Origin of the sequence: Candidatus Sulfidibacterium hydrothermale (assembly GCF_020149915.1) — a bacterium.
GTDB classification, from domain to species: Bacteria; Bacteroidota; Bacteroidia; order Bacteroidales; family F082; genus Sulfidibacterium; species Sulfidibacterium hydrothermale.
Map to the genome: position 1 here is coordinate 2,555,800 of NZ_CP083760.1, position 22,036 is coordinate 2,577,835.

Sequence of the window (22,036 nt, forward strand, 5' to 3'; positions counted from 1 at the left end):
TCTACAGGAATAACACGGTTGGCAAAAATCCGGCTTTTTTCAAATCCATTAAATGATGGTGAATATCTCACCACTCAAGTCCACCTTCATTTTAACCATAACCGGTAAGTGGTCGCTGTAACCCCCGTAATAGTGTCTCCCTGCCGTACGGTTAGGCACAGCCGGCCCTTTTTTCGGATGATACAACATCCAGTCTTTTTTGAAAACTTCTTCCTGGTTAACATCGGTTTTGATTCCATTATAACCGCCTACCAGTGCAGTGGAAACAATTACCTGATCAAATAAATCCCAGTGTTTGTAATAAAGCGAACCTTTTCCGGCTTTGTAAGGAAGAATAGCCAGATTGTACAATCTTTTTTTAGCAAATGGTGGCCGTGGCTCTATGGCGCCCAGTCCTTCGGTAAGGCTTTTATCTGTCGGATTATCATTCAGATCGCCCATAATCAGGATATTGGCATTGGGATCCACATTAAAAATAGAATCCGCCAACAGGCGCAACATATGTCCGGTAAAACGGCGTAAAGCATCCGTCTTTTCTTTTCCACCATAACGCGAAACCCAGTGATTCACAAAAATATGGATCGTATCCATGCCATAAACCAATCCTTTTGAATAAAGAATATCGCGGGTGGGATTATCCGGTTCAGAAGGAAAACGGATACGGATAAACCGTGTTTTTACCGGCTTGTAAATTTTAGGCTGATACAATAATGCCACATCAATTCCCCGCTCATCCGGACTGTCTTTATGCAAGATTTTGTAATGGGCATCTTTTAATTTGCCGGTATGGATCAAATCTTCTACAACCTGCTTGTTCTCTACCTCAGCCAATCCAAAAACCGTAGGAAACCCCGGAGCATTCATCGCAGCCATTACTTTGGCAATGTGTTCCAATTTGGTTTTATACCGTTTTGTGTTCCAGGGAATTTTACTGTCAGGTAAATGATCGTTGTCGCGTGTGTTCGGATTGTCAATGGTATCAAACAAATTTTCCACATTATAAAACGCCACCGAAAAAGGTTTCATCTCATCTTTCCGGCAAGACGAAACCAGGTAGGTCAAAATGGCTATAAAAAGTACAATACCAATAAAATATTTTTTCATTTTACAGGATGATTCATGAATTTTCCGCGGCAAAATTAATCATTTACCGGCCAACAATACCGAATTAGGAATAAAATGTTAAAAAAATCAAAAGAATTCCGGAACAAAAACAAGTGGACTGCAGACGTTTGCATAAACTGCTTTTCGACAAAAGCCCGTTTACTTTACAATGGTCTGGCTTCGGTCAGGACCCGTTGAAACCAAACTTACCGGCACTCCGGTTTCGGTTTCAATAAAGCGGATATAATTTTTTAATGCCGGAGGCAGGTCATTAAATGTTTTTGCTTTTTCCAGCTCATCATTCCAGCCTTCAAAAGATTGATAAACCGGTTCTATGACCGTCCGGTCCATATCAAACGGTAATTTATTGGTTTCTTTTCCATTGACCCGGTAAGCCACCGCCACTTTAATTTCGCTAAAGCCCGATAAAACATCGGCTTTCATCATTTTCAGTTCGGTAACGCCGTTCAGCATAATGGCATATTTCAGAGCAGGAAGGTCAAGCCAGCCACAACGCCGCGGACGACCGGTAGTGGCACCAAACTCATGACCTTTTTCGCGCAAGCGTTGCCCTGTTTCATCAAAGAGTTCTGTTGGAAAAGGGCCACTGCCCACACGGGTACAATAGGCTTTAAAAATGCCATACACTTTTCCAATTTCGGACGGAGGGATTCCCAAACCGCTACAAACACCTGCTACCGTAGTATTTGACGAGGTAACAAAAGGATAAGCTCCAAAATCCACATCCAGCAATGTTCCCTGTGCCCCTTCTGCCAAAACTGACTTTCCACTCTTCAGAGCCTGATTTAAGAAATATTCACTATCGGTTTTTTTAAACCGATTTAAGGTTTCCAGCTTTTTCAGCCACTCTTCTTCATATTCTTTAAAGGGAAGCCCTTCAATCACCACTTCTTCCGGATTCGAATCATACAACGAAGCTATCTGCAGATGTTGTTCCCGCAAATTCTGATAACGATTCGGGAAACCGGGAAGTTCCAGATCACCCACACGCAATCCTTTCCGTGCCGTTTTATCGGTATAAGCCGGGCCGATTCCTTTCAACGTGGATCCGATTTTTTCTTTTCCTTTTGCTTTTTCGTACACGGCATCTAAAAGCCGGTGAGCAGGCAAAATCAGATGGGCTTTCCGGGAAATCAGCACCTGTTGTAATAAATCAACACCAGATGACTTTAATGACTGTACTTCCTGATCAAAAATATAAGGATCGATCAGTACACCGCTTCCAATAACATTGATGGTTTCCGGAATAAAAACACCAGAAGGAATTGTATGCAAAACAAACTTCCGGTTTTCAAATTCGATGGTGTGTCCGGCGTTAGGCCCTCCCTGAAACCGGGCAACCACATCATAATGCGGGGTAAGGAAGTCCACAATTTTACCTTTTCCTTCATCGCCCCATTGCAGGCCAAGAAGTACATCTGTTTTTGCTTCCATGTTCAATTTTTAACGGTGTTTCAAGAAAAGGTTCACACCCGTACAACCCGGATTAAATCTTTGTTTCAGAAATCACGATTTCTGACCCGAAGCTTTTTCCTTGGCATCTTCCGGACATTTGCCGTAAAAGGTTAAAGAGTGATAAGCCACTTTTACCCCAAGGAGTTCTTCTACCGACTTTTGGATTTCGTGAATACGCGGATCGCAAAACTCAAGGACCGTACCATCATCCATACACACAAAATGATCGTGTTGTTTGTATTTAAACGACCGTTCAAACTGGGCACAGTTGTTTCCAAACTGATGTTTGGTAACCAAATTGCAATCAAGCAAGAGTTCAATGGTATTGTATAAAGTGGCTCGACTTACACGGTATTTGTTGTTTTTCATGCGAATGTACAACGTCTCTATATCAAAGTGACCGTCGGTAGCATAAATTTCTTTCAGAATGGTATAGCGCTCGGGAGTCTTCCTGTGTCCCCTGGAATCAAGATATTCGGTAAATACCTTTTTTACCTTTTCAAAAGTGTCTTTTTTCGTTTCCTGTTTCATATTCGCATCATAAAGTTTTGCGCTGTAAAAATAAGCAAATTATATTTAAACAGTTTAAATAGAAATAATATTTTTTAAATTTTTATTCTCTGCCACGAACCGTTTTGAATATCGTAATTCGGAAAATCTGTATTCTGCTTTTTTATTCCCCATCCCCGTAGCCAAAACAATAAACGTAAAACATTTATTAAAAAGTTCGTACAACTTTGATTACCTGCGAAACTTTACTCAGTGAAGAAATCAGCTTTTTTAAAGTAAGCAAATCGGGAACAAAGATTTTTATATCGATAAACACGAGTCCTTCATGCGAATACATGTTAATGGCATTCATGTCAAGCTGATACTTCATGGAAATGATCTCGGTAATGGTGTTGAGCAAGCCGGGACGGTCTTTGGCCGTGATATGCAAAAGAGCCAGATAGGTTTTCCCTTCCTGCGGTTTCCATTCCGATTTCAGAATATTCCGGCCATAAACCGACATTAACTGGATGGCTTTTTCGCAATCGGTACGATGCACCTCTGTTCGCCCCGAAGGGAGCTCCAGCGCAATAACGTTATCTCCGGGCACCGGATGACAACAAGAGGATACCAGGTATTCTTTTCCCGGCTCCTGCACCTTTCCTGTTTTTTGGGTTACCGGTGATTCATCAGAAGCTGATGACTTTGATGAACGATTAATAAAAGGAATACGCAAGCTGCTAAACCATCTTGATTTATCTTCTTCGGGCAATAAGATTCGCCGGATATCTTCCTTGCCGATTTCCCCCATGGCGAGGTAATAATAAAAATCAATCGGGCTGGTAATTTCCAGCTCCTTCATCAGGGTCTGAACCGGCTGGTTTCCCATTTCAATTTTCAGTTGGGAGAAATACTCCTGTAGTTTTTTCTCGCCGGCTTCCCGGTAAGTTTTCCTTTTATTTTTCAGCGCTGCTTTAATCTTGGTTTTAGCACGGGCAGTTACCACATTCTTATACCATTCTTCCTGTGGTTCTGCAATCTGAGAAGTAATAATTTCTACCTGGTCACCACTACGCAATTTCGAATCGATGGTTTTCACCTGCCGGTTTACATTCGCACCAATGGCCCTGTTTCCCAAGTCGCTGTGAATAGCATAAGCAAAATCCAATACCGTAGCCCCTTTGGGCAGGCTCACCATATCTCCTTTAGGAGTAAAAACATAGATCTCATCCGAAAAAAGATCCTGTTTAAAATCGTCAATAAAGCTGATAGACTCGTCGTTCTGGTCGTTTTCATTCAACAGTTCGCGGGTTTTTTTCAGCCACAGTTCCAGACTTCCGGGTGACGACTCCTGTTTTTTATATTTGAGGTAAGCAGCATATCCTTTTTGTGCAATTTCCTGCATACGGCGGCTGCGAATATGAACAGCCACCCATTGTCCCTGAGGTCCCATTACTGTAGTATGAATTGCTTCATAGCCATTGGCCTTAGGGGTACTCATCCAGTCACGTAACCTTTTGTTGTTCGGTTTGTAAATTTTTGCCAGTTCCGAATAAACAGCCCAACACTCCAGACTTTCATCTTCCGATTCCACATCTACAATGATGTCCAAACTGAAAGTATTGTAAATCTGCTCAAAAGGCAATTCAAGACGCCGCATTTTTTTCCAAACCGAATAGGTTGTTTTTTCGTTGATGAGCAATTCAAACTTCAGCCCTTTTTCGTTCAAAGCTTTCCGGATAGGAACCATAAAATCATTCAGATAACGGTATCGCTCTGACCGGGCAGCATCAATTTCCTTTTTGATTTCTTCATACAATTCCGGCTGCGAATACCGGAATGAGAGTTCTTCCAGCTCGCTCTTCACTGCAAAAAATCCAAGACGATAAGCCAATGGAGCATAGATGTAGAGTGTTTCTGAAGCTATACGTAACTGCTTGTTACGCGGCATCACATCCAGCGTTCTTAAGTTGTGCAGACGATCAGCGAGTTTTACAAGAATCACCCGCACATCATCTGACAGCGTCAGGATAATTTTTTTCAGCGTAGCCGATTGGGCCGTGGAATTGTTATCGGAGATCTCATCAATTTTGGTAAGGCCATCAATAATTCGCGACACTTTCTGACCGAACATTTTCTCCACATCTTCAAGGGTAATATCGGTATCTTCCACGGTATCATGCAATAATGCCGAGATAATAGAAGTCCGCCCCAGCCCCATTTCACCCGCCACAATAGTAGCTACAGCAATCGGATGCATGATGTACGGTTCACCCGATTTCCGCCGCATATCTTTGTGGGCTTCGGCAGCCATACGAAAGGCTTTTCGCACATCCCACAAGTCTTTGGTTTCCTTACGGGTAGTCCAAACGTCAATCAAATGACGATATTGGCGCAGGATTTCCTGCCTTTCTTCTTCTGTTGTTAATTTTTTCATTCACAAACTGTCCGGTCAACAGCTACAAAATTAAGTTTTTTTTATGTTGTGGCCGGTTTAGGAAGTTTTTGACGCGAAAAAAATTTCCGCACACCAACCTTTTCACGCTAAGTTTTTGATTTTCATTTAAAACAAAAAATAAAAGGTGTAACAGATTATTTGTAGTTTTGAGAGCCGTTCAATGAAACAGGAACGAACCCCGTCAAACCGATGGGTCAAACCCTATCGGGATGAGGACAAAAACACAATTAAAAGCGTTGAAAAAACACAAATAAATACAAAGCGGTTGGATGAATGATGAAATTTTTTCTTCGTTCTTCAAAAAATTTTTGAGTGCATGAAACAGTATTTACTCACAGGAGTACTTTTTCTTTTTCTTCTTCCGGAAGTCTTTGCCACCCACCAAAGAGCCGCAGAAATTACCTATCGGCACATTGAAGGGCTGACTTACGAGTTTACCATTACCATGTACACACGTACATCCAGCCCGGCCGATGACGAAAGAAATACCATGCCCATCTTTTGGGGCGATGGAAGTTCGGAAGAAATCCCGCGTATTGATTTTTATCCGTTGGGAAATGACATCTCTTACAACCGCTATGTAGGCCGACACACGTACGCCGGCCCGGGATCTTACACCATCACCGTGGAAGACCCCAACAGAAATAATGGCGTCGTAAACATTCCTAACTCGGTAAACGTCCCCATGTTTATTGACAGTTATCTGGTTATCAATCCTTTTCTTGGATACAATAATTCGGTTCAATTATTGAATCCCCCCATTGATGCCGGCTGTGTCGGACAACCGTTTTATCACAATCCGGGAGCATATGATCCGGACGGAGACAGCCTTTCCTACAAATTAGTGGTTTGTAAAGGAGCCGGCGGCCGGGACATTCCGGGATACACTTTTCCGAAAGCTTCCGATTATTTTCGTATAGATTCGCTTACCGGAGAAATCCAATGGGTAAATCCGGTTTTGCAAGGGGAATACAATGTAGCCTTTTTAACGGAAGAATGGCGACGGGGAGTAATGATTGGTTACGTACGACGCGATATGCAAATTACCATTGTAAGCTGTAGCCATAAACCACCCATTATTATTACAGGTAACGACACTTGTGTGGTAGCCGGCGACAGTCTGCATTTTACCACCACGGCTATTGATCCTGAGGGAACCGATGTTACCCTTACTGCTTTTGGCGGGCCTTTTGTCCAAACCATCAGCCCGGCTACGATCAATCCGGATCCGGCCAAAGGAAACGACACGGTATCCACCGTTTTTTCATGGCATACCGTTTGTAATCATGTTCGCCGGCAAGCTTATTACGTTGGGTTCAAGGCCAAAGACAGTGGTTTTCCGGTCAGTCTGGCCAGTTTTAAACAAGTAGACATTAAAGTAATTGCTCCTGCGCCAAAAAACCTTACCGCCAAAGCACTGGGTGACGGAATCAATTTACAATGGGATACTACCGGTTGTGAGAATGCTGTGGGATACAAAATTTACCGGAAAGCCGACAGTACTTTTTGGCAGCACGGAGTATGCGAAACCGGCGTACCGGCCTATACCGGGTTTGTGGAAATCGGTACAACCGATAGTTATGACCAAACTACTTTTCGCGATGATAATCAAGGTACCGGATTATCACAAGGTATCCGGTATTGCTATCGTGTAACAGCCATTTTTGCCGATGGCGCTGAAAGCTACGCATCAGACCAGGCCTGTGCATCCCTGAAACGTGATGTACCCATTATTACAAAGGTCAGTAACGACAAAACCAATCTCGAACAGGGACATGTCATTGTAAACTGGGCAAAACCCGTGGAACTTGATACTTTACAGTATCCCGGACCTTATGTTTACAAACTGTTCCGCAGCGACAAAGCTTCCGGAGGCACCATGCACCTGATTCAAACTTTTCAGGGACTTCTTGATACCACTTACTTCGATAATGCAATTGATTTGAACTCAGAAAATGCAGCCGTTTACTACCGGGTTGATCTGGAAAGCAATACCACAGGAAAAATCGGGAGTTCCCAAGCAGCTTCTTCCATTTTCTTACGGATCAGAGCAGCAGATAAAAGACTTACGCTCAGCTGGGATCCTTCAGTTCCCTGGATCAACGACCGTTTCATTATCTACCGGAAAACAGAAAACAGCACGACATTCGACTCGCTGACCACCGTAACAGGAAAAAGTTACACAGACTATCATTTGGACAACACATCCCGATACTGCTATTACATTAAATCTGAAGGCCATTTTTCACTTGCCGGAATGCCCAATCCGGTTATCAATTACTCACAAATAGCCTGCGCTATTCCCAAAGATGTTACACCACCGTGTACTCCTCTTGTTGCCGTAGTTACCGATTGCGAGAAAGTGGATAACACCGTAAAAATGTGGCTCCCCCAGAATGACACCTGCTACAACGATTTGGCAAAATACAGGATTTTTTATGCTACTCCGGGTTCTGATTTGACTTTGATTGATTCTATCGACGGAAACCTGGCTGATACGGCCTATTTTCTGCACCAGGATTTAGGCAGCGTAGTAGGATGCTATGCCGTTGAAGCGGTTGATTCCATCGGAAATGTCAGCAACCAGAGCCTGAAAATCTGTGTGGATTACGATGCCTGTCCGCAGTATACTCTTCCCAATGTGTTTACACCAAACAATGACGGAGTAAACGATAAGCTGGTTCCCATGAACAGCTTGTCGAGTAATCCGAAAGCCACCGTAGACCACGTGGACATGGTTATTTTTAACCGTTGGGGAAAAGAAGTTTTTCAAACCCACGATCCCATGATCAACTGGGATGGAAAAAATATACATACCGGAACAGACTGTGCCCCCGGAACCTATTTTTACACCTGCGAAGTTTATTTTCATTCTACCAGCGGACTCATGAAAAGACATTTACAAGGCTCCATCACCCTGCTCCGCTGATAAAACACAAAGAAAAAATACAGCCTGTAACTTTTCATGCTTCTTTCCCGTTTTATGCCAAAAAGAAAAACGATGAAGAAAATTACATTTTTGGCAAGTTTATTCACGGCTTTAATTTTTCTCTTTACACCCGTTAAAGGATACAGCCAATGGAATAAAAGAAACATTAAAGGAAATGGGCAAATCGTAAAAAGCAGCATAAAAGTACCTGCCTTTAACCGTATTCAGGCTGACGGAGCAGATCACATCATTATCCTGACTAAAGGCAATGCACCCTACACCGTAATTACAGAAACCGACGAGAACCTGCTCAATGCCATTCACATAAGCGTCAAAAACCAAACCCTGCACATCACCTATTCCAATCTTAACCCCACCCGGTTAAAATTTTATGTTACTGTTCCTTACTTGCAATCCATTAGAGCATCCGGAGCTTCTGTGGTGAAAGGAGCCGACACGCTTTCAGGACAGCTGTTCAAACTGGATGCCAGTGGTGCTGCCAACGTTGACCTCATACTACATTATCATCAGGTAAATAGCCATGTTTCAGGAGCAGCCGATGTAGTTCTTTACGGTAAAGCAGACAAATTATATGCTAACGTATCCGGTGCTGGCGAAATGAAAGCCGGCAGTCTGGTCGCTGATTCTGTTTTTGCCAAAGCTTCCGGTGCTGGCGAAATTAAAATCAACGCACAAAAATTTTTAAACAAAGAAACTTCCGCTGCCGCCAGTATTCGTTTGGTTCGCTCTTCCGAAAAATCGATTACCGTGAAAAATGCAGCCGGGAAAGCCCACCTGATCGTTTATAATTCATCTCCCAGCCAAAACCACTGGAATGATACCACACGCGTAAATGTAGGCTCAATTCATGTGGAAGTCGTTGACGGCGATACCACCAAAGTTACCCTGGGAAGTCACACTTTGGTAGTAGACGATAACGGGAACATAAAATGGATTCGTACAAAACCGGTAAAATTTAACGGGCATTGGGGCGGTGTTGATTTGGGAATCAATGGCTATCTCACTCCTTCCATGAATACCGATTTTGGAAAAGAATACGAATACCTGAATCTACAGTACGAAAAATCCATTAATGTTAATTTAAACCTGTTCGAACAAAATATTCCTTTCAACAAAGCCCGGACCATCGGAATGGTAACCGGCTTAGGCTTAAGCTTTAACAACTACCGGTTTACCAATCCCACTTATCTGTCGCCCGACAGCAATACATTGCAAGGTTTTTACATGCGCAATGTAAGCGTTCGCAAAAGCAAACTTACGCTGTTTTATCTTTCAGTTCCTGTACTCTTTGAGTTCCAGACCAATAATGTTCAGCGCAGTCACCGGTTCTTCATCAGTTTCGGGATGATCATTAACGCGCGGTTACGAACCCATACCAAAATCTATTTTAATGAAGCCAACAAGCAATACTATTTGGAAGATCCTGCCACCGGAAAACTCCTGCCGGGATACTACACTACCCCCAACCGCGACAACCGGAATATTGTAAAAAGTGTGAACAGTTTCAACCTGCAACCTTTCCGTTTTGATGCTACCGTCAGGATGGGATACGGAACGCTCGTTTTATATGCCACTTATGCGGTGAACAACATGTTTTTAAAAGATCAGGGACCGGATTTAAATCAGTGGTCTGCCGGAATCAGTATTTCCGGATGGTAAGATAAAGCATAAAAACACAAAGTGAAAAGCTCCCGCAGGTGGGAGCTTTTTCATTTTTCAGGTCATTTTCCATTTCGCTATTTTTCTTAATTTTGCCCTGTAAAATCAAAAATTTCATAAAAAAGAAACAAATATGTCAGGACACAGTAAATGGTCAACCATAAAAAGGAAAAAGGGAGCTCTTGATGCCAAACGTTCCAAAATCTTCTCAAAACTCATCAAAGAAATTACAGTAGCCGTTAAAGAAGGTGGTCCCGATCCGGACGGCAACCCCCGTTTACGCATGGCCATTGCCAATGCCAAGGGACAAAGTATGCCCAAAGACAATATTGAGCGCGCCATTAACAAAGGAAAAGATAAAAATTCTGCCAATTTCACCGAAGTAACCTACGAAGGCTATTTACCTCACGGTATTGCTGTTTACCTGGAATGCACCACTGACAACCTGCAACGGACAGTTTCCAATATCCGGGCTATTTTCAATAAATATGGCGGAAGCTTGAGCACCAACGGCTCTTTGAGCTATCTGTTTGACAGAAAAGGTGTTTTCGAAATTCCCAAAGGAGATTTAGACCAGGATGAATTTGAAATGGAATTGATTGATGCCGGTGCTGAAGATATTGAACTGGAAGACGGATTCTTTCATGTTACGACCTCCATGGAAGATTTTGGCCCCATGATGAAAAAACTGGAAGAGCTGGGCATTGAGCCGGAAACCGCAGAGCTGCAACGTATTCCGAACGATACCAAAACGCTTCCTCTTGAAGAAGCACAAAAGATCATGAAGATTATCGATCTGTTTGAAGATGATGACGACGTCCAAAAAGTTTTCCACAACCTGGAAATGACCGATGAAATGATGGAAAACATGTAACCATTTTCTGTTTTTCCTGTCATCTTACAATAAAAAAGCCCGTTTTCACGGGCTTTTTTATTGTATAGAAGTTACAAAAACTATTTCTGTACCAGATCAAAAGTATCCTGAGCAATCATCAGTTCTTCCTGGGTAGGAATGACCATTACTTTTACTTTTGATTTTTCGGTTGAGAGCATCATTTCCTCTCCTCTTTTATCCATCATGGATTCATCCAGGTCAATTCCCAGAAATTCCATGTCTTTTAAAATCCGTTTCCGGGTTTCGGTATCATTTTCTCCAATTCCACCGGTAAAAATCAGGATATCTACCCCACCAAGTGCTGCTGCATATGCTCCGATATATTTTTTCACACGATAAGCAAACATTTCAAGAGCAATCCGTGCCCTTTCGTTTCCTTTTTCCGCGGCTTCTTCAATATTACGCATATCGGATGAAACTCCCGAAATACCAATCATACCAGAGAATTTATTCAGCAAAGTACGGGTATAACCAATGGAAGTTCTTTCTTTTTCAGCAATAAAAAGCAGAGCACCCGGATCCAAATCGCCAGAACGGGTTCCCATAATCAATCCTTCGGTAGGCGTCATTCCCATAGAAGTATCGTACGATTTCCCGTCTTTAATAGCTGCAACCGAAGCACCATTGCCCAAATGGCAGCTAATAATCCTGGGCTGATTATAATCAACGCCTAAGATATTACAAGCCCGGTGCGAAACATAATTATGGCTCGTACCATGAAATCCATACCGGCGGATTTTATATTTTTCATACAAGCTGTAAGGTATTCCGTACAAAAACACATGAGGCGGCATGGTTTGATGAAAAGCCGTATCGAAAACACCCACCTGGGGAACATGAGGCAACAGCTGTTTCATGGCATAAATCCCTTTCAGGTTTGGTGGATTATGCAACGGAGCCAATTCGGACGAACGTTCAAGAACATCAATCACTTTATTGGTAATCAACACACTACCACTAAACTCTTCTGCTCCATGAACCACCCGGTGTCCTACTGCCCCAATCTCTTCCATACTTTTCAGGCTGCCATATTTCTCGCTGATAAGAATACCCAGCAAGTATTCTATCCCTTGTTGATGGTCTAAAATTTCTCCTTCAAATTTCTTCTCAAAGCCATCGTTCCGGCTATGTTTAATGGCACTGCCCCGCAACCCGATACGTTCTACCAGGCCTTTGGCCAGCACTTCTTTTGAAGGCATATTTACCAGCTCGTATTTAATAGACGAGCTACCGCAATTTAAAACGATTATTTTCATTTTTACGCTTTTTCTCTAATTAATAATGGCACACGAAATAGTATTTCCCACGGGTTTGTTTCCTTCGTAATTATAAAAACCTTTTTTGGTTTGTACCCCCAGGTAGTTAGCACGTACCAACCGTTTGATAATCGGTGAAGCCTTGTATTTCTTATCGCCGTACTCCTGATAAAGATTATCCATGTATTTCAAAATCTTATCAAGACCGATTTTGTCGGCGATTTCGAACGGGCCAAAAATATAACCGGTGGTTTCTTTCATGGTTTCGTCAATATCGGAAATTGACGCCACCCCTTCCATCAAAATCTCACAGGCTTCATTGATCAGCGGGATCATCATCCGGGTCGAAATGTTTCCGGGCGATTCATTGATCAGAATGGCTTTTTTGTTCAGCATCTGAACAAAACGTTTCACCTTTTCATAGGTTTCGTCGGTAGTCTGACGTCCTTTAACTACTTCTACGATATTGGTTTTATCGATGGGTTCAATAAAATGAATCCCGATAGCCCGTCCGGGATTTTTCAGTACGACAGCCAAATCAGAAATAATTAATGTGGACAAGTCGGAAGAAATAATTGTATCCTCGCGTACCACAGCTTCCACTTTCTGAAACAACTCTTTTCGCAAATTCACCAAAGTACCTTTTTGCCGGGAGCTGATGGTTTCGATAACCAAATCGCAATCTTTCAGGTCTTCATAACGGGTGGTCCCTTTCAGCCGCGACATGATCAGTTTTTTTTCGGATGACGTGATGCCCCAGTGGGCAATAACATCATCAAGTTGGCTTTCAATGTCCCGGTAAATTTCCTGAATTCGTTCTTCATTCAAATCCAGAAAAACGACATCCATTCCATACTGGGCACAAATACGGGCTACAACCTGTCCTACTGAACCGCAACCGAGGATACCCACGGTTTGAATATTTCCTTTGGGTTTCAGGCGACCGCCCAGACTAAATTGAACTAATTCGCTCATTTTTAAAATTTTAATATTTTCTAACTATTGTAATAAACCGTTAGCCTGATTGGCTGTAATGGCAATCATATTAATGATATCGTCTACCGAACAGCCACGCGACAAATCGTTAATCGGCGCCGCTAATCCCTGCAAAACCGGGCCTACCGCTTCAGCCCCGGCCAAACGCTGCACCAGCTTGTAAGCAATATTTCCACTTTCCAAAGAGGGGAAAACCAATACATTGGCTTTACCGGCAATAGGTGAACCGGGAGCTTTTTTCTTTCCAATGGCTTCAATAATAGCGGCATCAGCTTGTAATTCACCGTCTATTTGCAGATCCGGGTTCATTGTTTTAGCCATATTCAATGCTTCCACCACCTTGTCCACTTTTTCATGTTTGGCACTTCCTTTCGTTGAAAAACTCAACATGGCCACTTTCGGTTCAATCCCGGCAATATTCTTTGCCGTTTTAGCCGATTCAACAGCAATTTCAGCCAGCTCACGTACCGAAGGATCAGGATTCACAGCACAATCAGCAAAAATCATCACCCCATCGGTACCAAAATTTTTGTCTTTCAGGATCATGATAAAAGCACCGGAAACGGCACTCACCCCCGGAAGTGTTTTGATGATCTGAAAAGCCGGACGCAACACATCGCCGGTGGCATGCTCAGCACCACTCACTTCACCATCTGCTTTTCCGTCTTTAATCAGCAACGTGGACAGATACAACGGCTCTTCCACTTTTTTCAAAGCTTCTTCATACGTCATTCCTTTTTTCTTCCGGATATCAGCCAGCATCCGGGCATAATACGTTTTGTCCGGATGGTTTTTCGGGTCAATAATTGTGGCCTTTTCAATATTTTGTAATGAAAAACCAGACGCCTTTTTCAAAATCTCATCCCGGTTTCCCAGCAAAATAATAGCTGCAATTTTTTCTTTTAAGACATAATCCGCAGCACGAAGGTTTCGTTCTTCAGTACCTTCGGGTAAAACAATGGTTTTACCTGCCTGCCGCGCCATCTCATGAATCTTATCAATTAATTCCATTTTGTTTTAATTTTAATGCGCACTGCAAAAGTATTACTAATTTTGTTGCAAAATTTAGTTTCGTTAATTTTTTAACAAAAATTTTTTATTACTTTAAATATCTTGAAACCAATTCTATACATTTTAACCTTGCCCGTTGCCGATACTTTGAAAAAGACCGGGATTTTTTTTCAAAAAGGGCATATTGCCATTCATCCGCATCCTCTCCCACATCCGGAAGGGCATTTGGTTTTTTATCTTCTCTTCGGTTTTCTAACCTTGATTGCTCTGATTCGTTTTTTTTATCCGAGAACACTGCAAGCCATTTTTACCCTTTTTTTAAAAAGTGGCACCCGGCGCGACAACGACAGCTATAGCAAACCGGGGTGGGCTGTTCCGCTTTTCTTTTCCATCAATTTCTGGGTAGCCATTACCCTGTTTTCCATCATTATTCTGATTCGTTACCATTATCTTCCGGCCCGGTCGTTTACCGATTTTTACTGGGTAGGCAGAATTGCAGGAATTACGTTTGTTTTCTTTTTTCTCAATCAGATACTCACTTTGCTGTCCGGCATTTTATTCAATGCAAAAACATCCGCCAAAAACCAGTTAAAATCCAATCAACTATGGATGTTCATCAGTGGCATTATCCTTATTCCGCTGCTGCTCATTTATTTTTATTCGGGGAGTCGCTTTTTAATTGACGGAATGATTGTTACCATAATTATCCTGTTCCTTTTCAAATGGTTTCAAACGTTTCGCAACGGATTAAGCGAAGGGGATTTTCAAATACATCATATATTTTTATATCTTTGCGCCATTGAAATTGCCCCTTTGTTATGGCTGGTAAAACTGGGAACGGGATAATAAAAATGACGGTATCACCATGATAAACAGGGGCATTAGTGTATTATGGGGGTTAAAAATTCGGGACATTGAAAATCAAAAACATTTTAGTATCGCAGCCAAAACCGGCCGATATTAGCCGGTCTCCGTACGGAGAATTGAGTGAAAAGTTTAATTTAAACATTGATTTTCGTAAATTTATTACGATTGAGGGAATTTCTGCCCAGGAATTCCGGATGAATAAAAATTCTTTGAACGGGCATACAGCGGTAATCCTTACCAGCCGCCATGCCGTAGACCATTTTTTCCGGATTGCCAAGGAACTCCGAAAAGAAATTCCGGATTCATTGAAATATTTCTGTATTTCAGAATCCACCGCTTACTATCTGCAAAAGTATGTGCAATACCGAAAAAGAAAGATCTTTTTCGGAAAACAAAACTTTCAGGATCTCCTTGAAATTCTGAAAAAACACCGTGACGAAACCTTTTTGGTTCCTTCGTCGGATGTGCCCAACCAGACCATGTTTAAATTACTCAACAAAGAAAAAATCAATTACACCCAAGGAGTAATTTACAGAACCGTTCCAAGCGATCTGTCGGATCTGGATATCAAAAAATACGATATGCTGATCTTTTTCAGTCCGGGAGGTATTAACTCACTCCTGACTAATTTTCCGGATTACGAACAGGGCGACCAACTAATTGCCGCTTTCGGGCCATCTACCAACAAGGCACTGAAAGATGCCGGACTGACAGTAAATATTCCGGCTCCCACGCAAGCAGCGCCTTCCATGGCTATGGCCATTGATCATTACATTACGGAAAAAGAAAGAGAACGGCGGCGGCGGAGCAGAAAATAAAACCGGTATCTTAATAACCGGGGAACCTGAAAACACGAACTTCACCCATAAATTCCGGGAAAGAAACTGATGGCTTTTTCCGGAAAAAAGCATAAAAAGCACATCCAGAACCGGTCATTGACCAATAAACCGGTTTCCTTTTAATAAGCTCTTGCTGCACGCGATACAGAACCGGATTCTGCCGGGTGGCTATTTCCTGAAAATCATTTTTTACAAACAGAGACCATGTTTCTACCGGTTGACGGAGAAACTCGGTCAAAGGAGCTGTGAACTTACCGGGTTTTGTCAATGAAAACATCTGACCGGTAGCACAATGCACCGGCGGAAGCACCAGCATCAGCCACAAGTTCTTAACCGGAAGCGTAATGGGTTTTATTTCTTCCCCTCTTCCGGAAACCAGCGCAGGCCGGTTCTGCAGAAAAAAAGGAACATCACTTCCAAGCTGCAAAGCCAGTTCCTGAAGCGCAGCAGACGATCGGTTCAAATGAAAAAATTCATTCAGCCCATTTAAGAAGAAAGCGGCATCAGAAGCCCCTCCCCCCAGTCCGCTTCCCGGAGGAATATTTTTCATCAAAGCAACCCGTACCGGCGGAATCGAAAACTTTTGATTTAAAAGTTTCCACGTTTTCGTAATCAGGTTTTCTTCGGGCATTCCGGGAACCGGTTTCCCATAAAGCGATAACTCAAAGGTTTCTGACGGCAAAAACTCCAGCACATCACATAAAGGAACCGGACAAAAAACCGACTCGATATTATGATACCCGTCTGCTCTTTCTCCGGTAATCCGTAATCCGATATTGATTTTCGCCGCAGGAAATAGAATCATCTTATTTTTCTGTTGGACAAAAATAATACTTTGCCTATTTTCGAAAAGCGATTTTTTATTTACCGGATTTAAACCGACAAAAGCGAAGGGATATTCACAAAAATTTTTAAATTTGACTTTTTAAACATCCATTTGAAAAACGCTGATGGCTTTCATAAATTCTGTACTTACATGGCTTATTAAGAAGAGAATGCACCAGATTGAGCTCTTCCTGAAATATCCGAATGAAGTACAGCACGACTGGTTTGACAAGCTCATCGAAAACGGGAAGAATACAGAATGGGGGCAAAAATATGATTATGCCTCTATCAAAAATCCGGATATTTATAAACAACGGGTACCGGTAAGCCGTTATGAAGATATCCAGCCGCTCATCGAACGGATGCGTCAGGGAGAAAAAAATCTGCTCTGGCCCGAAACGATCAAATGGTTTGCCAAATCATCGGGAACCACTGACAATAAAAGTAAATTTATCCCCATCAGTCAGGATACCATTGAAGAATGTCATTTTAAAGCGGGTAAAGATGTTTTAACCCTTTATTTGAATAACCATCCTGATTCATCCCTTTTTCAGGGAAAAGGATTGCTTATGGGCGGCAGCCAGAATATTCAGGAAGTCAATAACCAATCTTATTACGAAGGCGATCTCTCCGCTATTTTAATCCACAACATGCCTTACTGGGCACAGATCATGCGCACTCCTTCGCTGGCCATTGCCTTAATGGACGAATGGGAAAGCAAATTGCAGCGCATGGCTGAAACAACCTTGCATCACAATGTTACAAGCCTTTCCGGAGTACCTTCGTGGACATTGGTTTTACTGCGTAAAGTTCTTGAGCTTTCCGGGAAAAAAACCATACCGGAAGTGTGGCCCAATCTGGAAGTGTTCTTTCACGGAGGCGTCAGTTTCGAACCCTACCGGCATCAATTTCTTTCACTTATTCCCAAAAGTGAGATGCAATATTACCAAACATACAATGCTTCTGAAGGTTTTTTTGGCATTCAGGACCAAACCGGTGCCGACGACATGTTGCTGATGCTTGATTATGGAATTTACTATGAATTCATTCCGATGGACCAGCTGGGAAGGCCTTATCCACAAACATTAACGCTGGATGAGGTACAAACCAATACCCATTACGCCCTGGTCATTACCACCAATTCCGGATTGTGGCGCTATCTGATTGGCGACACCATTCGTTTTACTTCTCTTCGCCCTTACCGCATCCAGGTAACCGGAAGAACCAAAAACTATATGAATATCGTAGGAGAAGAGCTCATGGTAGACAATGCCGAGAAAGCGCTGGCCACAGCCTGCGCCAAAACAGGAGCCGCCATTCGCGATTATACAGCCGCTCCTTTATACGAAGAAAATAATATTCGTCATGAATGGCTTATTGAGTTTGAAAAAATGCCGGATAACTTTGAGTTTTTCGCCGAAGTTTTTGACAATGCGCTAAAAGCACTCAATTCAGATTACGAGGCCAAACGGTATCATCATTTGGTTTTAAAACCTCCTTTGATCCGTTCCATGAAAAAAGGAACTTTTTATAACTGGATGAAACACAACAACAAGCTGGGCGGGCAACACAAAGTACCGCGGCTTCACAACAGCCGGGAGTTTGTAGATGAAATATTAAAAAACAGTCAGACAACAAAAAAGAATTTTAATTTTTAAATCCATTTAAAAATGCATATAGCAATTGCTGGAAATATTGGTTCGGGGAAAACAACCCTCACGAAAATACTCGCAAAACATTACGGGTGGAAAGCCCATTACGAAGATGTGGATCATAATCCTTATCTGCAAAGTTTTTATGATGACATGCAACGCTGGTCGTTCAACCTGCAGGTTTATTTTCTGAACAGCCGTTTCCGCCAGGTGGTGGAAATACGCCGGGGAAATAAAAATGTAATTCAGGACCGGAGTATCTACGAAGACGCTTACATCTTTGCCCCTAACCTGCACGATATGAACCTGATGTCTACCCGCGACTTTGAAAATTACAGCTCACTTTTTGAGTTGATGAGCTCCTTTATTCAACCTCCTGATTTATTGATCTATCTCCGGGCTTCAGTGTCTACCCTGGTAGAACAAATTCAAAAACGGGGAAGAGAATATGAAGAATCTATCCGGCTGGATTATCTGAAACGACTGAACGAACGGTATGAAAGCTGGATAACAAAATATAAACAAGGAAAGCTGCTTATCATCAATGTGGACAACCTTGATTTTAATAAACCGGAAGATATCGGTATTGTAATTGAAAAAATTGATGCCGAAATCAACGGACTTTTTTAAAAAACGGTCCGGACTCCGGAAATTTTCCTGTTGACAGAACCCACAAAAACAGGATTACTTATCTTATTGAAAATGTTTATTTTGCGATCTTTAAACCAGATTGCAAAAAACTTATTAACAAAATTTGCAACCCACAGCTGCAGTGCTTATCTTAGCAAGTTGAAGCTTTCACTTTACTAAAAACCCGTACCATGAAGATAGCCAAATACATAGGTGATTTGTTGTATGATTATGAATGCGTGGTGATACCCGGTTTAGGCGGCTTTTTAACCCAGGATAAACCGGCGTCGATCCATCCGCAAACCCACCACTTTCGTCCTCCTTACAAACAGATAATGTTTAATGCTTACCTGAAAACCAACGACGGCTTACTGGTAAACTATATTGCTCGCGAAGAAAACGTTTCTTACAAAGAAGCCAAAGCACAGGTTGACAAATTCGTTTTTTTGTGTGATCAGGCTTTACAACAAGGCAAACGCATTCATTTTCACAAAGTAGGCGCTATCTATCTCAACAAAAACCAAAAAATTGTTTTTGAACAGGACAAATCGGTTAACTATAATGCCGATGCATTTGGGCTCACCGAATTTGTCTCGCCAGCCATCCGGCATGCCACACCGGAAGAAAAATTACGGGAACAGGTTAGCCATCCGCGCCAGCCGGCAAAAAAACCACACACAAAAGCGTCTCCGGTTCACCATTCACCCAAAACAGCAACAGCTGAAACACACCGGAAAGCCCGGTTAATTGCCACGAAAAAAAAATCGCCTTACCGTACGCAATTACTCTTTCTTACCGGACTTATCTTGGCTATGCTGGTAGGTTGGGGATTCATGAATAAAGACCGGGTTACAGCTTATTACGAAAATTATTCATCAGTAATCCCTCTGTTTTATTCCCAGCCAAGTGCTTATATGATCGATAATATCGGCCATGTTCCTGTTACACAAATTACGGATAGTCATTGGGGCTCTTGGTGGTTGAAGTTACTGGAGGGAAAACACACCTCTGAGGCAAAAGAAATCCCCGAAACAACAAAAGCAAAAAAGGCGGAGACAATCCATAAAACCGTTCCGGAAAAAACAAAACCGGTAACAACGATGTCAAATAAAAAACCGGCTGAATTATCGTCAACGGCTAAAATTGTCCCCGGTAAAACAACAGCAAAACCTATTTCTTCCGTTACTACTGCAAAAACAAAAAGTCATTTAAAACAAAAAATTCAGCCATCGGCTCCAAGTGTTCTTCAGTCTAAAAACACCCACCGGTATTACATCATCGCCGGCGCTTTTAAAAGTGTTCACAACGTCCGCTCCATGATTTACACCCTGAAGAAAAAAGGGTATGATGCATTGGCTGTAGGCGTCACTCCACAAGGATTGCACCGGGTAGCTTATGCCGCCTTCAGCAGCCGGACACAGGCAGAAGAACAACTGGCAAAAATCCGCCAGAAGGATAATCCTTCGGCCTGGATCTTATTCAATTAAAACCTGAACAGCTTGGGAAAGAAAAACAAACTTCAACGGTTTGCCGAAAACCTGACTTTTTCCAACCTTTTTCAATACCGTTATGAAGAAGTGGTCAAAGGTTTTTCCTTAAGAGGAAAATGGAAAACAGATTTTTTTCATAACAACCACCCGCTCATTCTTGAGCTGGGATGCGGAAAAGGAGAATACACGGTGGAAATGGCCCGGAGAAATCCGGAGATAAACTATATCGGCATAGATATTAAAGGCGCCCGAATGTGGCGGGGGCTGAAAACGGCTCAGGAAGAAAACCTGAAAAATGTGGCTTTCGTCCGGACCCGTATTGAACTTTCTGAATACTATTTTGGTGAAAAAGAGGTAGACGGATTGTGGATTACTTTTCCCGACCCACAAATCAAAGCCAAAAGAGAACGGAAACGACTGACGTCTCCACGGTTTCTGGAACGGTATGCCAAATTTTTAACACCGGATGCCGTGATCCGGCTTAAAACCGATGCGCTGTTACTTTACGATTATACACGCGAAGTCATTGAAAAAGGAAATCATATTTTACTGGAAGCCAACGAAGACATTTACCATTCAGGAATAGACAACGAAATTACCCAGATCCAGACATTTTATGAAAAAAAATGGCTGGAACACGGGACCCCAATTCGTTATCTTGCTTTTCGCCTCAATCCGGAATGGTTTGAAAAAAAAGAAAGCAAACAGTAATGGATAACTCCAATTTTTTCCGGCGTGTATATGATATTGTCCGGCAAATTCCGCCGGGACGGGTTACTTCGTATGGCGCCATTGCCCGGTTTTTAGGCAGTCCGCAGTCTGCCCGAATGGTGGGCTGGGCACTGAACAATACCAAAACCGAACTCCGAAACATTCCGGCGCATCGCGTGGTTAACCGCAACGGATTTTTAACCGGGAAAAAAGCTTTTGGCGGAATAAATACCATGCAGGAATTACTTGAAAGCGAAGGCGTTGAAGTTCAAAACGATCAGGTTATCCGTTTTAAAGAACTCTTTTGGGATCCGTCAAAAGAACGATCCTAACCGTTCTGATTTACCTTTTTCATGAATTCAGGAAGGTTTACGACAAACCGCTCATGGGTTCCCATGCCAATCTTCCCTTTTTCATCCCATGCTTCCACATCAAAAACAAGCCGGGCACCATCCACTTCCCGGAGAATCGCTTTACAGGTCACCTGCATTCCTACCGGAGTAGCTTTTACATGTTTTACGCACACATCGATACCCACCGTAACAAAGTCTTTTTCAAGAAAGGACTGCACACACTCCAGTGCCGTCCCTTCCATCAGCGCAATCATAGCCGGTGTAGCCAATACGTCCACATTGCCTGAACCATACGCCGCAGCGGTATCATTTGATGTTACAGCAATCGTTTTTTCGTACGTAAGCCCCGTTTTCAATTTCTTTTGAAACATCGAT

At 42.5% G+C, this 22,036-nt stretch carries 19 protein-coding genes; 10 read left to right on the plus strand and 9 right to left on the minus strand.

Translation table 11 applies throughout. From position 1 onward, the window contains the following. Window positions 1-48: 48 nt before the first annotated feature. From LA303_RS10465 to LA303_RS10480, 4 genes are all read right to left on the minus strand, one after another. A complete protein-coding gene (locus tag LA303_RS10465; RefSeq protein ID WP_240525345.1) occupies window positions 49-1,104 on the minus strand; it encodes an endonuclease/exonuclease/phosphatase family protein in 1,056 nt (351 codons plus the stop codon). Window positions 1,105-1,263: 159 nt separating this feature from the next. Further along, complete coding sequence (locus LA303_RS10470; protein WP_240525347.1) at window positions 1,264-2,559, minus strand: adenylosuccinate synthase; 1,296 nt, start codon at window positions 2,557-2,559, stop codon at window positions 1,264-1,266. Between the two features lie 72 nt (window positions 2,560-2,631). Then, window positions 2,632-3,111 (minus strand): Fur family transcriptional regulator, encoded by a 480-nt coding sequence (locus LA303_RS10475; protein WP_240525348.1) that lies wholly within the window; start codon window positions 3,109-3,111, stop codon window positions 2,632-2,634. A gap of 187 nt (window positions 3,112-3,298) precedes the next feature. Continuing rightward, window positions 3,299-5,506 (minus strand): RelA/SpoT family protein, encoded by a 2,208-nt coding sequence (locus tag LA303_RS10480; protein WP_240525349.1) that lies wholly within the window; start codon window positions 5,504-5,506, stop codon window positions 3,299-3,301. A 337-nt stretch (window positions 5,507-5,843) separates the two neighbouring features. On the opposite strand from LA303_RS10480, the gene LA303_RS10485 reads away from it, so the two are divergent. The 3 genes from LA303_RS10485 to LA303_RS10495 all read left to right on the plus strand — a co-directional run bounded on the left by LA303_RS10485 (window position 5,844) and on the right by LA303_RS10495 (window position 11,010). Next, window positions 5,844-8,456, plus strand: a complete 2,613-nt coding sequence (locus LA303_RS10485) for a T9SS type B sorting domain-containing protein (protein ID WP_240525350.1) — start codon at window positions 5,844-5,846, stop codon at window positions 8,454-8,456. 72 nt (window positions 8,457-8,528) lie between these two features. Further along, window positions 8,529-10,136 (plus strand): head GIN domain-containing protein, encoded by a 1,608-nt coding sequence (locus tag LA303_RS10490; RefSeq protein ID WP_240525351.1) that lies wholly within the window; start codon window positions 8,529-8,531, stop codon window positions 10,134-10,136. 133 nt (window positions 10,137-10,269) lie between these two features. Next, window positions 10,270-11,010, plus strand: a complete 741-nt coding sequence (locus tag LA303_RS10495) for a YebC/PmpR family DNA-binding transcriptional regulator (RefSeq protein ID WP_240525352.1) — start codon at window positions 10,270-10,272, stop codon at window positions 11,008-11,010. An 80-nt stretch (window positions 11,011-11,090) separates the two neighbouring features. Here LA303_RS10495 and LA303_RS10500 read toward each other — a convergent pair whose 3' ends face one another. The 3 genes from LA303_RS10500 to pta are packed head-to-tail and all read right to left on the minus strand — an operon-like array spanning window position 11,091 to window position 14,294. Continuing rightward, window positions 11,091-12,287, minus strand: coding sequence for an acetate/propionate family kinase (locus LA303_RS10500; RefSeq protein ID WP_240525353.1), 1,197 nt, complete (start codon window positions 12,285-12,287; stop codon window positions 11,091-11,093). Window positions 12,288-12,302: 15 nt separating this feature from the next. Continuing rightward, window positions 12,303-13,262, minus strand: coding sequence for a 3-hydroxyacyl-CoA dehydrogenase family protein (locus tag LA303_RS10505; protein ID WP_240525354.1), 960 nt, complete (start codon window positions 13,260-13,262; stop codon window positions 12,303-12,305). 24 nt (window positions 13,263-13,286) lie between these two features. After that, window positions 13,287-14,294, minus strand: a complete 1,008-nt coding sequence (gene pta, locus LA303_RS10510; RefSeq protein ID WP_240525355.1) for a phosphate acetyltransferase — start codon at window positions 14,292-14,294, stop codon at window positions 13,287-13,289. Between the two features lie 102 nt (window positions 14,295-14,396). On the opposite strand from pta, the gene LA303_RS10515 reads away from it, so the two are divergent. Both LA303_RS10515 and LA303_RS10520 read left to right on the plus strand, forming a co-directional pair. Further along, on the plus strand, window positions 14,397-15,140 hold the full coding sequence (locus tag LA303_RS10515; RefSeq protein WP_240525356.1) for a DUF4271 domain-containing protein: 744 nt from the start codon (window positions 14,397-14,399) through the stop codon (window positions 15,138-15,140). A gap of 68 nt (window positions 15,141-15,208) precedes the next feature. After that, a complete protein-coding gene (locus LA303_RS10520; RefSeq protein ID WP_240525357.1) occupies window positions 15,209-15,979 on the plus strand; it encodes a uroporphyrinogen-III synthase in 771 nt (256 codons plus the stop codon). Between the two features lie 10 nt (window positions 15,980-15,989). Here LA303_RS10520 and ispE read toward each other — a convergent pair whose 3' ends face one another. Next, complete coding sequence (ispE, locus tag LA303_RS10525; RefSeq protein ID WP_240525358.1) at window positions 15,990-16,805, minus strand: 4-(cytidine 5'-diphospho)-2-C-methyl-D-erythritol kinase; 816 nt, start codon at window positions 16,803-16,805, stop codon at window positions 15,990-15,992. Between the two features lie 190 nt (window positions 16,806-16,995). On the opposite strand from ispE, the gene LA303_RS10530 reads away from it, so the two are divergent. From LA303_RS10530 to LA303_RS10550, 5 genes are all read left to right on the plus strand, one after another. Next, window positions 16,996-18,483, plus strand: coding sequence for a GH3 auxin-responsive promoter family protein (locus tag LA303_RS10530; RefSeq protein WP_262901491.1), 1,488 nt, complete (start codon window positions 16,996-16,998; stop codon window positions 18,481-18,483). Window positions 18,484-18,495: 12 nt separating this feature from the next. After that, complete coding sequence (locus LA303_RS10535) at window positions 18,496-19,107, plus strand: deoxynucleoside kinase (protein WP_240525360.1); 612 nt, start codon at window positions 18,496-18,498, stop codon at window positions 19,105-19,107. A gap of 191 nt (window positions 19,108-19,298) precedes the next feature. After that, a complete protein-coding gene (locus tag LA303_RS10540) occupies window positions 19,299-20,594 on the plus strand; it encodes an HU domain-containing protein (protein WP_240525361.1) in 1,296 nt (431 codons plus the stop codon). A 12-nt stretch (window positions 20,595-20,606) separates the two neighbouring features. Beyond that, the gene (trmB, locus tag LA303_RS10545; protein WP_240525362.1) at window positions 20,607-21,308 is read left to right on the plus strand and encodes a tRNA (guanosine(46)-N7)-methyltransferase TrmB; all 702 of its coding nucleotides are present in this window, start codon (window positions 20,607-20,609) and stop codon (window positions 21,306-21,308) included. Further along, window positions 21,308-21,640 carry an MGMT family protein gene (locus LA303_RS10550; protein ID WP_240525363.1) on the plus strand — a complete coding sequence of 111 codons (333 nt, stop codon included), beginning with the start codon at window positions 21,308-21,310 and terminating at the stop codon, window positions 21,638-21,640. The genes trmB and LA303_RS10550 overlap by 1 nt, the downstream gene beginning before the upstream one ends. Here the strand turns inward: LA303_RS10550 and LA303_RS10555 are convergent. Then, entirely contained in the window at window positions 21,637-22,032 is a 396-nt protein-coding gene (locus tag LA303_RS10555; RefSeq protein ID WP_240525364.1) for a thioesterase family protein, read from the minus strand. The two genes, LA303_RS10550 and LA303_RS10555, sit on opposite strands and share 4 nt — an antisense overlap. Window positions 22,033-22,036: the final 4 nt, after the last annotated feature.